Origin of the sequence: Pseudomonas sp. NPDC088429, assembly GCF_044753305.1 — a bacterium.
In the GTDB taxonomy this organism is placed as follows: Bacteria; Pseudomonadota; Gammaproteobacteria; order Pseudomonadales; family Pseudomonadaceae; genus Aquipseudomonas; species Aquipseudomonas rustica.
The window spans coordinates 24,083-36,876 of the sequence record NZ_JBIVMX010000013.1 but is presented as its reverse complement, the minus strand read 5'-3'; the positions used below and the strand labels follow the sequence as shown (position 1 = coordinate 36,876).

The window sequence follows — 12,794 nt, the reverse complement described above, 5'->3', positions numbered from 1 at the left end:
ACAAATATTCAATGGCCGCAACTGTCAAACCTGACAGGTAGATTCGCCGTCGTTCCCGTGCAACAGTCTTTGCGCAGCCACCCTGTCCGCTCAACGCGACAGCGGGGCGCCATCGTCTGGTCTTGCCATCGGGAGTGTTCATGAAGTCAGCGCTGGTCGTCGAAGATCATCCGGTGGTGTTTGCCGCCGTCAGAATCGTGCTGCAAGCCGAAGGCTTCAAAGTTATCCACGAAACCTCCAGTGGTCTTGAGGTTTTGGCATTGATCCGCCAACACCAGCCGGATCTGCTGATACTCGATCTGAATTTGCCTGGCCTGGATGGTCTCGAAGTGCTGGCGCGGATCAAGGCCAATGATCTGAACTGTCGGGTGCTGATCTTCACCTCGCGTGAAGCGCGTTTTTATCAGGAGCGCTGCCTGCGTGCTGGCGCCATGGCGTTTGTGCCCAAGACCAATCAGCTGGAGCAGTTGCACAAGGCGATTCAGGCGCTGATGTCGGGGTACACCTACTTCACGGCATTGCCTGATCAGGCACATTCATCCAACTCCCTGCAATACACCGAAAAGCAGCTGATCGATCAGCTCTCCGACCGGGAGTTGAGCATCTTCGTGCAACTGGGGCTGGGTAAATCCAACAAGTCCATCGCCGAAGACATGCACCTCAGCCACAAGACCGTCAGCACCTATAAAACCCGATTGATGACCAAACTCGGCGTCGCGTCTGCCGTTCACTTGCGTGACTTCGCCAAGCGCAATCATTTGATCTGAGGGGTCGCACATGAGGCTGGGCCGCTGGCTTCTGATCGTGTTGGCTGTTTGGGAGCTGACGGCGTGGGCTGACGTAGCACCGATGGCACTGGAGATCCTCACGCGAACCCGGCTGGAGAATGTTCACGTACGGCTCGACGGCACCGACCGACACTGGTTGCGCCAGCACCCGGTGTTGCGCATGGGCATTTCCGGGCCGGACTACCCGCCGTTCGAATTGACCCGCAACCACCATCAACTGGAAGGGCTCAGCGCCGATTACGCTGATCTGCTCGCGCAACTGCTGAATATGCGTGTCGAAGTGCTGCGTTACGCCAATCGGGAAGCGGCCATTACCGCGCTCAAACGGGGCGAGTTGGACGTACTAGGCACCTCGAACAACTTTGAACTGGCTGACCCTGAGCTGGTGCTGTCCCGCGCGTACGCCGAAGATCAGCCAATGCTGGTGACCCGGCTCGGAGACGCGCCGCTGGCCGATCTTGCCGGCAAACGCCTGGCCATGGCCGAAGACTATTTGCCACTGGCGACCGTGCAGGGTTTTTATCCACAGACCCATATTCAGCGCTACCGCTCAGCCATGGACGCACTCGGCGCGGTGGCCTTCGGCAGGAACGATGCGTACCTCGGCGACTTCATCAGCGCCAATTACCTGATCAACACCAATTACCGCAACGACGTGCAACTGGCCGGGCCGTCCGGGCTGGATGCCAACCCGTTCGGCTTCGCACTGCGCCGCACGGATGCGCGATTGAAACGGATCATCGACAAGGCGCTGGCCGCCATTCCCCTGCATCAACGGCAGATCATCGAACAACGCTGGAGCGCCGGGCGCGCGGAAATGGCCGAGCAGTCGCAAGTACGCCTGAGTGCCAAAGAACAGCGCTGGCTCGACCAGCATCCGCGCGTGCGGGTCGGCGTTATCGATGATTTTGCGCCGCTGTCGTTTTTTGATGCCGAAGGTCGCCTCAGCGGGCTTGCGGCGCCGTTGTTGAGTCTGATCAGTCAGCGCAGCGGCCTGACGTTCGAGGTGGTGCGCGGTCGCTCGCTGGATCGCCAGATCGAGCAATTGAAGGCTGGCGAGCTCGATGTGCTGCCAGTGGTGACGCCGAGCAGTGAGCGTGAAGCCGAATTGCGCTTTACCCGAGCGTATCTGAGCAATCCGTTCGTGCTGGTCACGGCTGCAGGTGTGGACAGCCCGCGCAGCCTCGATGATCTGGCCGGCAAACGCCTGGCGATTTATCGCGGGCATCCGTTGCGTGGTTATCTGCTCGAACATGCGCCGCTAGTGAAATTGGTCGAAGTGCCCAGCCCGGCGGCGGGCATGGACATGATCGGTAAAGGCCAGGCAGACGCGACCGTGAGTTCGTTGCTGGTGGCGCGCTATCTGATTGCCCGTCACTACCGTGAGCGCGTGCGCATTGTCACCACCGTCGGTGATCAACCCGCCAGAATCGCCTTGGCCACGGTGCCGCAGGCGGCTGAGCTTCAGTCGATTCTGAACAAGGCATTGCTGAGCATCGCGCCGCAGGAAATCGATGAACTGGTCGGCCGCTGGAGCCATGACATGGTGGTCGATGACAGCTATTGGCTGCGTCATCGCGGGGAGATTTTGCGCGGTTTTATCGGCGCTGCGGTGTTGCTGCTATTAGCGCTGGCCTGGATCGGTTTTCAGCGTCGGCAGATCCGTCAACGTCAGCAATGGTTGCAGCAATTGCAGGAGGCCAAGGATGCGGCCGACGATGCCAATCGCGCGAAAACCACGTTTCTGGCGACCATGAGCCATGAAATCCGCACGCCGATGAACGCCTTGATCGGCATGCTTGAACTGGCCCTGAAACGCGCGGAGGAGGGCGTGACTGATCGTCTGGCGATTCAGGTTGCATCCAGTGCCGGGCAGCAATTGCTGGCGCTGATTGGCGACATTCTTGATATTGCGCGGATTGAATCGGGGCATTTATCGCTGGCGCCCGAACGCGCGAATCTGCGTGAACTGGTGGGATCGGTGTGCCGGGTGTTTGAAGGGTTGGCGCGGCAGAAACGGTTGCTCTGGCACCTTGATCTAGAGGCTGGCAGTGACGTTGATGTGCTGATCGACCCGACGCGGTTCAAGCAGGTGCTGTCCAATCTGCTGAGCAATGCGATCAAGTTCACCGAGACCGGCGAAGTGAGTTTGCAACTGCGCATGAATGCTTTGGAGGCCGGACAACTGGCGGTCTGCGTGATTATCGAAGACAGCGGCATTGGCATCAGCCCTGAAGACAGGCAGCGTTTGTTCAGTCCATTTGTGCAGGCCGGCAATGACCCGCATGCGGCGCGCAGTGGTTCGGGGTTGGGCTTGGTCATCAGTCGCAGCCTGTGCGAAATGATGGGCGGCGAGTTGCAACTCGAGAGCAAAACCGGCGTCGGCACGCGAGTCACCGTTCGCCTTGAAGTGGCGTTGCTGGAAGCGCTCGAACAAAACCATGCGCCCACGCCAATCGCCTCCGAACCCGTGCAATCGCTGAGCATTCTGGTGGTGGACGATCACCCGGTGAACCGCTTGTTGCTGTGTTGGCAACTCAGTGAGTTGGGGCACCGGACGGTCGACACTGAAGACGGCGAGCAGGGCTTGAAACTGTGGCGCGAGCAATCTTTTGACGTGCTGATCACCGACTGCAACATGCCCCGGCGCAGCGGTTATGAACTGGCGCGCGCGATTCGTCAGGACGAAGCGCTCGCAGGTGTCGGTCGACGTTTGATTATTGGTTTTACGGCCAATGCGCTGGTCGAGGAAAGAGCTCGTTGCCTCGCAGCGGGCATGGACGATTGCCTGTTCAAACCGATTCGTTTGCACGATCTGAGTGTGGGGTTGAGCGGCGCCAGCCACATTGAGCGAGGTATCGAGCGATCAGAGAATCCGCCGCAGGCTGAGTTCGACCTCAGCGCGCTGGAGCAGTTGGCGGGGAATAACCGCGCCCTCATCGATCACCTGCGCAAAGAAGTACTGAACAGCCTGCACGCCGATTTGCTGCGCCTCGACGATCTGTTGCAAACCCCTGACCGTGGCGGCCTGCGCGATCTGGCCCATCACATCAAGGGCGGTGCACAAATGGTCGGCGCCGCGCGCGTGGTGTCGGCGTGTACCGACCTCGAACACGCCTGCCGCGATGCTGAAAGCGCTACGCTGGGGGTTAGCGCCAGCGCATTGCGCGAGGCCATGCAAGGTCTCGCGCAACGTCTTCAGGCCTGAGCGATCAGTCCCAGATTGGCGCAATCCCTTTCGGACTGGTTAAACGGTGGCCGCGATCCAGCGTGGCGATTTGCGCCATGTCGGCATCGCTCAGCTTGAGGGCGGTGGCGCCGAGGTTGCTGTGCAGGTTGGCGCGCTTGGTCGACGACGGAATCACCGCGTAACCCGATTGCATGGCCCATGCCAGCGTGACTTGTGCCGGAGTGGCTTGCAGGCGCGTGGCGATCTGCTCGATCACCGGATCCTTCAAGACTTCACCGTAAGCAAGGGTCATGTACGAGGTGATGTGAATGCCCTGGCTTTTGGCGAACTCAGCCACCGCGCGGTTTTGCAGGTACGGGTGCAGTTCGATCTGGTTGGTGGCGATATTGTCGGCGCCGACGGCTTTGATCGCTTGCTTCATCAGGTCGATGGTGAAGTTGGATACGCCGATCTGCCGGGTCAGGCCCAGACGTTTGGCTTCCAGCAGAGCTCCCATGAATTCTTCGACGGGCACTTGGTCTTCCGGCGATGGCCAGTGGATCAGCGTCAGGTCGAGGTAGTCGATCTGCAGTTTCTGCAGGCTCTCTTTGAGGCTGTCGATCAGGCGATCCTTGGCGAAGTTGGCGATCCAGATTTTGCTGGTGATGAACAGGTCTTCGCGGGGGATGCCGCTGGCGGCGATGGCCTGGCCGACGTCCGCTTCGTTTTCATAAATTTGCGCGGTGTCGATGACGCGATAGCCGAGTTCGAGGGCGGTGGTCACCGAGTCGATGACGACCTGGCCTTGCAGGCGAAAGGTACCGAGGCCGAAAGCGGGAACAGACATGAAAGACTCCAAGGGATTGCAGTGGGAATGGGGTCGAGTATCCGCGTGTGCATCCTTGAGAAAAACCGCTGCCGGGGCAAAGCAGTGTTGAGCAGAAGTCATGAATCAATCCTGGTTTTTGTGTTGTCTGGACTGGCCTCATCGCGAGCAAGCTCGCTCCCACAGGATTTGGGGGTGTACACAACATTCATTACCAACATAAATCCCTGTGGGAGCGAGCTTGCTCGCGAAGGGCGCGCCGCCGATTCACGCAATGTCGCTACGCGTAAATTCCTCGCCGAGAAAATCAATCAACGTCCGCACCGACGGCAACAACCCCCGCCGCGACGGAAAGATCGCATGCACCACCCCACACTTCGGTGCCCACCCCGGAATCAACTCCACCACGCGCCCGGCGGCAATGTCCTCGCGCACCACCACACTCGGCAAATGCGCCACGCCGACCCCGGCAATCACTGCCTGACGTAATGCAATCAAATCATCAGTAACCATGCGCGGCGTGTGCCGGATCAGCGCCGTGTTGTCATTCGGCCCGAGCAATTCCCACTGATACTCACGCTGCGCCGCGCCCCAATGCAGGCTCGGCAAACCGTTGAGGTCAGCGGGCGAGGGCGGTGATGACAGGCGTTCGACAAACTGCGGGCTACCGACCACCGACTGCATGCTGTTGCCCAGCACCTTCATCACCATGTCGGTGTTTTCCAGCGGCGGAAAGCGCACGCGCAAAGCGATATCGAAACCTTCGTGAATCAGGTCGACGCGACGATTGGTGCTCTCGATGAACAACTCAACCAGCGGATACTTGAGCATGTAGCGAGTGAGCATCGGCCCGACCCACGAGTTGAGCAGCGCCGTCGGGCAACTCAGGCGCACCAGCCCTTGCGGCTCGGAGCGGTTGCGTTCGATCAGTTCGGCGGCGCTTTCGGCTTCGATGCGCATGGCCAGACAACGCTGGTAATAGGCCTGGCCGATTTCAGTCAGCGAAGAATGGCGGCTGGTGCGGTGCAGCAGGCGTACACCGAGGCGTTCTTCCAGCTCGGCAATGCGCCGGCTGAGCTTCGATTTGGGCATGTCCAGCGCACGGCCGGCGGCGGCGAATCCGTGGTGTTCGACCACTTGGGTGAAGTAGTAAAGGGTGTTGAGGTCTTCCACCATCGTTCTCCAGATAGAACGCTAAGGCTGATTTTTGCAGTCTAGTGCATTAATGGTCATGGATTTAAGCTTAATCCATTGCATCACTCACCCCAATTGGAGACAACCATGAAAAACATCATCGGTATCTACACCAGCCCACGCGGCCATTGGGTCGGCGATGGTTTCCCGGTTCGCACGCTGTTTTCCTACGACAACCTGGGCAAACACATCAGCCCGTTCCTGCTGCTCGATCACGCCGGCCCCGCCGATTTCACGCCGACGACCGATCGTCGTGGCGTTGGTCAGCATCCGCACCGTGGTTTCGAAACAGTGACTATCGTTTATGACGGTGAAGTGCAGCACCGCGATTCGACCGGCAGTGGCGGCGTCATCGGCCCGGGCGATGTGCAATGGATGACGGCGGCGTCCGGGATCCTCCACGAGGAGTTTCACTCGGATGACTTCGCCAAAACCGGCGGCAAACTGGAAATGGTGCAGCTGTGGGTCAACCTGCCGGCCAAGGACAAAATGGCCGCGCCGGGCTACCAGACCATTCTCGACAGCGACATCCCGAGCATCGCGCTCAAGGACAACGCCGGCAGCCTGCGCCTGATCGCCGGTGAGTTCGATGGCCACACCGGCCCGTCGCGCACGTTTACGCCAATCGACGTGTGGGATCTGCGTCTGAACGCCGGCAAGTTGCTGACGCTGGATCTGCACGAAGGCCGCAACACCGCGCTGGTGGTATTGAAAGGCTCGGTGCAGGTCAACGGTGTGGAATCGGTGCGCGAAGGGCAGTTGGCGCTGTTCGAACGTGATGGCAAGCAACTGACCCTCGAAGCCAGCCAGGACGCGGTGGTGTTGTTGCTCAGCGGCGAACCGATTGACGAACCGATCGTCGGCCACGGCCCGTTCGTGATGAACACCGAGCAGGAAATTCACCAGGCCTTCGCCGACTTCCAGTCCGGCCGCTTCGGCCAGATGCACGCTTAACGCACAACCACTCCGCTCTACACAGGACGCGTAGGCCGGTTCGAAGGCCAGGGATGGCTGTTGCCTAAAGAAAAGAGGACACGCACATGAACACTGTCAATGCCGCGAACTTCGACGGCCAGAAACCAACCATCGATGCCAGCGACGCAGCCATGCTGCTGATCGACCACCAGAGCGGTCTGTTCCAGATCGTCAAGGACATGGACGTGCCGCAACTGCGCGCCAACGCCGTAGCGCTGGCGAAAGCGGCGACCCTGCTGAAGATGCCGGTGATCACCACCGCTTCCGTGCCGCAAGGGCCGAACGGGCCGTTGATTCCGGAAATTCACGAAGCCGCGCCGCATGCGCAATACGTGGCGCGCAAGGGCGAAATCAACGCGTGGGATAACCCGGAGTTTCACGCGGCAGTCAAAGCCACTGGCAAGAAAACCCTGGTGATCGCCGGCACCTTGACCAGCGTCTGCCTGGCGTTCCCGTCGATCGCTGCCGTGCACGAAGGCTACAAGGTTTTTGCCGTGGTCGATGCGTCCGGTAATCACTCCAAACTCGCCACTGATCTGACAGTTGCCCGTTTGGCCCAGGCCGGGGTGGTGCCGATCGACATCATGGCTACGCTTTCCGAGCTGCAAGGCTCGTGGAACCGTCCCGATGCCGAGCAGTGGGCGGCCGTCTACGCCCAGGCCATGCCGCATTATCAATTGCTGATCGAGAGCTACCTCAAGGCTCAGCAAGTCGCGAACGAACACGAAGTGCTGGATTCCCAACGCTGATCGAGTCTCCCGAGGCCGACCCCCGTCGGCCTCGACAACACGCGAGGATTACTGCAATGACCACTCAATACAAACGTCTGGACAAGAACAACGCTGCGGTGCTGCTGGTCGATCACCAGGCCGGGCTGCTGTCGCTGGTGCGCGATATCGATCCGGACAAATTCAAGAACAACGTGCTGGCGCTGGCCGATCTGGCCAAGTACTTCAAACTGCCGACAATCCTCACCACCAGTTTCGAAACCGGCCCCAACGGCCCGCTGGTGCCTGAGCTGAAAGCGCTGTTTCCGGATGCGCCGTACATCGCTCGTCCAGGCCAGATCAACGCTTGGGACAACGAAGATTTCGTCAAGGCGATCAAGGCGACGGGCAAGAAGCAACTGATCATTGCTGGCGTGGTGACCGAGGTCTGCGTGGCATTCCCGGCACTGTCGGCGATAGAGGAAGGTTTTGATGTGTTTGTGGTGACCGATGCCTCAGGCACGTTCAACGAATTGACCCGCGAATCGGCGTGGAATCGTATGTCCACGGCGGGAGCGCAGTTGATGACCTGGTTCGGTCTGGCCTGCGAGCTGCACCGCGACTGGCGCAACGACGTTGAAGGGCTGGGCACGCTGTTCTCCAACCACATCCCGGACTACCGCAACCTGTTCACCAGCTATAACAGCCTGTCTAACGACAAATAACCCGCGCCACTCGCAAACCCCCGCAGGCTGCGATCTTTTGACTTTGTTTTTGAAGATCAAAAGATCGCAGCCTGCGGCAGCTCCTACAGGGTTTTGTGGGTTTTTTGCGGGTGTGTTCATGCTGTGAAATCAATTACTCCTACACTCTCCCCAATCTGTGCGATCTTCTCGCGATTGGCCCCCGTCGGAGTTGTTTGATGCTGTCTCTGCTGACCGAACACCCGTTGTTTTGCGCGTTGGTCCTGATCCTCCTTGATCTCGGTCTGTGGCGCCTGATCAGTTCCCGTGGCAGCGAGTGGAAACTGCTGGTGCGCGTGCTGATTTTTACCCTGTTCAGCATCTTGCTGTTCAACGAAGGCCTCAACCCGATGGAGCCCGCGCCGTGGGTCGACAACGTGCCGCTGCACCTGGCGGCGACCGGGTTGCAGATTGGCTGGTGGCTATTCGGCGCGCGCACGCTGACGGTGTTGATCGGCGCGGTGATGATGCAGCGGGTCGGCCACACCGGGCGGTTGTTGCAGGATCTGCTCGGCGCGGTGATTTTCCTTATCGCGATTATTGCGGCGCTGGCCTACGTGCTCGATCTGCCGGTCAAAGGCGTGCTGGCAACCTCCGGCGCCTTGGCGATCATCGTCGGTCTGGCCTTGCAGAGCACGCTCAGCGATGTGTTTTCCGGGATCGTCCTCAATACCACCAAGCCTTATCAACTGGATGACTGGATTTCCATCGACGGCACCGAAGGCCGGGTCACCGATATCGATTGGCGTGCCACGCGCCTGCAAACCAGTCAGGGCAGCATGGCGGTGATTCCCAACTCGCTGGCGGCCAAGGCGAAGATCATCAACTTCAGTCGGCCGAGCAATATGTTCGGCGTCGCGGTCAGCGTGCAGGTCAGCCCGCATGCGCGGCCCAGTTCAGTGATCGAATCGCTGGAAAGGGCGATGCAGGGCTGTCGGCAGTTACTCGACAACCCGGCGCCGAATGTCGCGCTGAAAAGCTCCGGCAGCAGCGGCGCGGAATACGAGATCAGCGGTTTCGTCGCGTCGATGGGCGAGAAACGCGTGGTGCGCAATCAGCTGTTTGATCTGGCGTACCGGCACTTGCAGGCGTCCGGGGTCAATCTGCTGTCGAGCGATGAAAGCAGCGCGCCGAGCAACCTGTCGCGGCCACGGGCATTGCTCGACAGTTCGCCGATCTTCTCGACGCTGCGTCAGGAAGAGAAAGAAACCTTCAGCCAGAACATGACCCTGCAAAATTTCCGCACTGGCGAGACGATCCTGGAGGCGGGGGAGGTCAGCGATCACTTGTTCATCATCGAATCGGGCGTGGTCACAGTGACGCTGACCCGCCACGGCACGCCGTTCGAGTCAGGGCGCATGGGCCCGGGCGAAGTGATCGGCGAGGCGGGCATCCTTTCCGATTCATCGGTGCCGGCCAAGTTTGCCGCGAAAACCTTCTGCGCCCTGTACCGCATCGAGAAGACTTACCTGAAGCCGTGCCTCGATGCTCGCCACGACATCAGCGATGCGATGAAAACCTTGCTCGATTATCGCCTGCACAAGGCGCAATCGCTGACCGAGGAGGCGCCGGTGGTGGTGGCGAAAAAAGGCTTTCTGCAATGGCTGCGCAATCGCGCCTGAGTGTTTTATGCGTAGGCGGCGAGTTTCTGTTCCAGGTGCGCGCGCACTTGCGGCCATTCGTCGTCGATGATGCTGAAACGCGCCGAGTTGCGCTTGCGCCCGTCCGGCATGATCCGTTCATGACGGACGATACCTTCCTGCTGCGCGCCGAGACGCAGGATCGCCTGGCGTGACTTCTGGTTGTTCTCGTCGGTGGTGAACTGCACGCGCACGCAATCGAGCACTTCGAAGGCGTGGCGCAGCATCAGGTATTTGGCTTCGGTGTTGACGAAGGATTTCTGCCAGCTCGCCGAGATCCAGCTGCTGCCGATTTCCAGCTTGCGATTGAGCGGATCGATCTTCCAGAAGCGTGTTGAGCCGATCACCTCGCCGGTCTCCTTCAAGACGATGACAAACGGCATCACCGTGCCGGCCTCGCGGCCGTCGAGGGCCTTTTTCAGATAGCTGTCGACGGTGCTGGCTGATGGCACGACGGTCACGGTGAGGTTCCACAATTCGCCGTCGGCAGCCGCATGGAGCAGGGCGGCGGCGTCGGAATACTCAAGCGGGCGCAGAAGGATGCGCTGACCTTGCAGCGTGGTTGGCATGGGATTCAGGTCTCGGCAGAGCGGGCGAAGGGCGAGCGCCTATTACGCCGCAGCGGATGGATCCGATGCAACCGCTGCGATGTTCACGCGGTCACAATTTTCACAGCCCACGGGCAGGAGCCTCAGCCGATGAAAAACCTGCGGATCGCTACCTACAACGTCAACGGTTTACGCGCGCGTTTGCCGAATCTGCTCGATTGGCTCAAACGCGAGCAACCCGACATCGCCTGCTTGCAAGAACTCAAATCGGTCGATTCGGCATTCCCCGCCGCCGAGCTGGAAGCCGCCGGTTACGGGGCGATCTGGCAAGGTCAGGCGGCGTGGAATGGTGTGGCGATTCTTGCCCGAGATGCGCAGCCGCTGGAGAGCCGTCGCGGTTTACCGGGCGATCCCGACGACAAGCACAGTCGCTACCTGGAAGCGGCGGTGCACGGCGTGTTGGTCGGTTGCCTGTACCTGCCTAACGGCAATCCGCAGCCGGGGCCGAAATTCGATTACAAACTGGCGTGGTTCGAACGGTTGATCCGCCACGCGAAAGACCTGCAAAGCAGCGATCACCCGGTGGTGCTGGCCGGTGATTACAACGTCGTGCCCACCGACATGGACATCTACAACACCCGCTCATGGCTTAAGGACGCTTTGCTGCAACCCGAGAGCCGCGAGTGTTATCAGCGCTTGCTCGATCAAGGCTGGACGGATTCGCTGCGGCATTTGTACCCCGAAGATCGCCTCTACACTTTCTGGGATTACTTCCGCCAACACTGGCAAACCAACTCCGGTTTGCGCATCGATCATCTGCTGCTCAACCCGGCATTGAGCCCGTATCTGCACGAGGCCGGCGTAGACGCGTGGGTGCGCAATGAACCGCACGCCAGTGACCATGCGCCAACGTGGATTCGCATCGGCTCACGCAAAAAGCGCTAGCAGGCGATTGGCGAAATCAATTGTCGAACTCAGTGGCTGATCCCGTATACATGGCGACCATCAACGCAGTGAACTGCGGCCCCATGCAAAAGGATTGAGCAATGAGCGAGCCACGCCTGACGAACCTGAAGCTGTACCTGCAACGTTTGGGTTTTGATGCACCGCCAGCGCCGACGCTGGAAAACTTGCGGCTGCTGCAATGGCGCCACACCGGGGTCTTTCCTTTCGAGAATCTGGCGACGATTACTGGCGCACCGGTGCTGATCGATCTGCCGTCCATTGAAGAAAAAATCCTGCTCGGCGGTCGCGGTGGCTACTGCTATGAGCTGAATAATCTGTTCTTCACCCTGCTGCTCGAGCTGGGCTTCGACGCTCGCGCCATCAGCGGCCGTGTGGTGATGAATCAGCCGGAAGGAAGCTGGACGGCGCGCACGCACCGCTTGAGTCTGGTCACCCTCGACGGCGTGCGCTACATCACCGACGTCGGTTTCGGCGGCATGGTGCCGACCGCGCCTTTAGTTCTCGACACCGAAGATGAGCAAACCACCCCGCACGAACCCTATCGCATCGACAAACAAGCCGATGGCTACATGCTGCAAGCCAACGTCGCCGGCGAGTGGCGGCCGATGTACCTGTTCGACCTGCAGCGCCAGGAAGACATCGATTTCACCATCGGCAACTGGTACGTCTCGGCCCATCCCGACTCACCGTTTACTCAGCGCCTGATGGCGGCGCGTACCGGTGATGGCTGGCGCAAAACATTGAACAACGGCAGTTTCGCCCTTCATCGCATGGGCGCGAGCAGCGAGCGGCGCGAAATCACCGAGGTGGCGGCATTGATCGAACTGCTGGAGCAGGAATTCGGCATTCACCTGCCGGACGTGCCGCATACACGGCATTCCCTCGAACGAATGATCGTACCGGCCAAAGCCTAAGGCTTGGCATCCGGCTCCAGCACCCGGCGAATTTCCCCGGCCGCTGCCGACAATTTTTTCTCAAGACTCTTGAGATCGGCGGCGGTAATGCCTTTGCTGAATTGCAGCGGATCGTCCTGGTCGTGCTTTTCGGCATCGAGCAAAGCATGGCGCAGCGTGTTGTTAATCACCGTCTGATAACCAAACCCCTCGTTCTCCGCCACCGTGCGTGCGGCGTCGATGACGGCATCGTCGAGCATGATGGTGATCCGGGTTTTGCCCTTGGTCGACGCCACAGCGCCGCGTTTGCCTTGGGAGAAGTCATATTCGTCTTTCATTGGTTAA

Annotated in this window: 12 protein-coding genes; 8 read left to right on the top strand and 4 right to left on the bottom strand. The window is 59.9% G+C overall.

Annotation, left to right across the window (positions count from 1 at the left end; all coding sequences use genetic code 11):
* Positions 1–140 precede the first annotated feature (140 nt).
* Both ACIP66_RS09965 and ACIP66_RS09960 read left to right on the top strand, forming a co-directional pair.
* On the top strand, positions 141–767 hold the full coding sequence (locus tag ACIP66_RS09965) for a response regulator transcription factor (protein WP_282356674.1): 627 nt from the start codon (positions 141–143) through the stop codon (positions 765–767).
* A gap of 10 nt (positions 768–777) precedes the next feature.
* Complete coding sequence (locus ACIP66_RS09960; protein WP_400647536.1) at positions 778–3,996, top strand: transporter substrate-binding domain-containing protein; 3,219 nt, start codon at positions 778–780, stop codon at positions 3,994–3,996.
* 4 nt (positions 3,997–4,000) lie between these two features.
* On the opposite strand, the gene dkgB is transcribed toward ACIP66_RS09960, so the two are convergent.
* Together dkgB and ACIP66_RS09950 are read right to left on the bottom strand one after the other, a co-directional pair.
* Entirely contained in the window at positions 4,001–4,804 is an 804-nt protein-coding gene (gene dkgB / locus ACIP66_RS09955) for a 2,5-didehydrogluconate reductase DkgB (protein ID WP_400647533.1), read from the bottom strand.
* 246 nt (positions 4,805–5,050) lie between these two features.
* On the bottom strand, positions 5,051–5,959 hold the full coding sequence (locus tag ACIP66_RS09950) for a LysR substrate-binding domain-containing protein (protein ID WP_400647531.1): 909 nt from the start codon (positions 5,957–5,959) through the stop codon (positions 5,051–5,053).
* Positions 5,960–6,064: 105 nt separating this feature from the next.
* Between ACIP66_RS09950 and ACIP66_RS09945 the strand changes: the two genes are divergently transcribed.
* The 4 genes from ACIP66_RS09945 (at position 6,065) to ACIP66_RS09930 (ending at position 10,024) form a co-directional block, all read left to right on the top strand.
* The gene (locus ACIP66_RS09945) at positions 6,065–6,931 is read left to right on the top strand and encodes a pirin family protein (RefSeq protein ID WP_158834735.1); all 867 of its coding nucleotides are present in this window, start codon (positions 6,065–6,067) and stop codon (positions 6,929–6,931) included.
* Positions 6,932–7,017: 86 nt separating this feature from the next.
* Positions 7,018–7,701, top strand: coding sequence for an isochorismatase family protein (locus ACIP66_RS09940; RefSeq protein WP_008084027.1), 684 nt, complete (start codon positions 7,018–7,020; stop codon positions 7,699–7,701).
* A gap of 56 nt (positions 7,702–7,757) precedes the next feature.
* Positions 7,758–8,384 carry an isochorismate family cysteine hydrolase YcaC gene (gene ycaC, locus ACIP66_RS09935; RefSeq protein ID WP_053118885.1) on the top strand — a complete coding sequence of 209 codons (627 nt, stop codon included), beginning with the start codon at positions 7,758–7,760 and terminating at the stop codon, positions 8,382–8,384.
* Positions 8,385–8,581: 197 nt separating this feature from the next.
* Positions 8,582–10,024 (top strand): mechanosensitive ion channel domain-containing protein, encoded by a 1,443-nt coding sequence (locus ACIP66_RS09930; RefSeq protein WP_400647526.1) that lies wholly within the window; start codon positions 8,582–8,584, stop codon positions 10,022–10,024.
* A gap of 5 nt (positions 10,025–10,029) precedes the next feature.
* Here ACIP66_RS09930 and ACIP66_RS09925 read toward each other — a convergent pair whose 3' ends face one another.
* Positions 10,030–10,611 carry a GNAT family N-acetyltransferase gene (locus ACIP66_RS09925; protein WP_400647524.1) on the bottom strand — a complete coding sequence of 194 codons (582 nt, stop codon included), beginning with the start codon at positions 10,609–10,611 and terminating at the stop codon, positions 10,030–10,032.
* A gap of 129 nt (positions 10,612–10,740) precedes the next feature.
* Here ACIP66_RS09925 and ACIP66_RS09920 point away from each other — a divergent pair, with 129 nt between their 5' ends.
* On the top strand, positions 10,741–11,535 hold the full coding sequence (locus ACIP66_RS09920; protein WP_282356664.1) for an exodeoxyribonuclease III: 795 nt from the start codon (positions 10,741–10,743) through the stop codon (positions 11,533–11,535).
* A 101-nt stretch (positions 11,536–11,636) separates the two neighbouring features.
* Positions 11,637–12,470 (top strand): arylamine N-acetyltransferase, encoded by an 834-nt coding sequence (locus ACIP66_RS09915; protein ID WP_400647521.1) that lies wholly within the window; start codon positions 11,637–11,639, stop codon positions 12,468–12,470.
* Here ACIP66_RS09915 and ACIP66_RS09910 read toward each other — a convergent pair.
* Positions 12,467–12,787, bottom strand: coding sequence for a BrnA antitoxin family protein (locus ACIP66_RS09910; protein WP_212550448.1), 321 nt, complete (start codon positions 12,785–12,787; stop codon positions 12,467–12,469). The genes ACIP66_RS09915 and ACIP66_RS09910 overlap by 4 nt on opposite strands.
* Between the last annotated feature and the right edge of the window lie 7 nt (positions 12,788–12,794).

Bases quoted from the DNA above. Each gene is read 5' to 3' on its own strand.
- ACIP66_RS09965 (WP_282356674.1), top strand. From the start codon at position 141: ATGAAGTCAGCGCTGGTCGTCGAAGATCATCCGGTGGTGTTTGCCGCC.
- ACIP66_RS09960 (WP_400647536.1), top strand. From the start codon at position 778: ATGAGGCTGGGCCGCTGGCTTCTGATCGTGTTGGCTGTTTGGGAGCTG.
- dkgB (WP_400647533.1), bottom strand. From the start codon at position 4,804: ATGTCTGTTCCCGCTTTCGGCCTCGGTACCTTTCGCCTGCAAGGCCAG.
- ACIP66_RS09950 (WP_400647531.1), bottom strand. From the start codon at position 5,959: ATGGTGGAAGACCTCAACACCCTTTACTACTTCACCCAAGTGGTCGAA.
- ACIP66_RS09945 (WP_158834735.1), top strand. From the start codon at position 6,065: ATGAAAAACATCATCGGTATCTACACCAGCCCACGCGGCCATTGGGTC.
- ACIP66_RS09940 (WP_008084027.1), top strand. From the start codon at position 7,018: ATGAACACTGTCAATGCCGCGAACTTCGACGGCCAGAAACCAACCATC.
- ycaC (WP_053118885.1), top strand. From the start codon at position 7,758: ATGACCACTCAATACAAACGTCTGGACAAGAACAACGCTGCGGTGCTG.
- ACIP66_RS09930 (WP_400647526.1), top strand. From the start codon at position 8,582: ATGCTGTCTCTGCTGACCGAACACCCGTTGTTTTGCGCGTTGGTCCTG.
- ACIP66_RS09925 (WP_400647524.1), bottom strand. From the start codon at position 10,611: ATGCCAACCACGCTGCAAGGTCAGCGCATCCTTCTGCGCCCGCTTGAG.
- ACIP66_RS09920 (WP_282356664.1), top strand. From the start codon at position 10,741: ATGAAAAACCTGCGGATCGCTACCTACAACGTCAACGGTTTACGCGCG.
- ACIP66_RS09915 (WP_400647521.1), top strand. From the start codon at position 11,637: ATGAGCGAGCCACGCCTGACGAACCTGAAGCTGTACCTGCAACGTTTG.
- ACIP66_RS09910 (WP_212550448.1), bottom strand. From the start codon at position 12,787: ATGAAAGACGAATATGACTTCTCCCAAGGCAAACGCGGCGCTGTGGCG.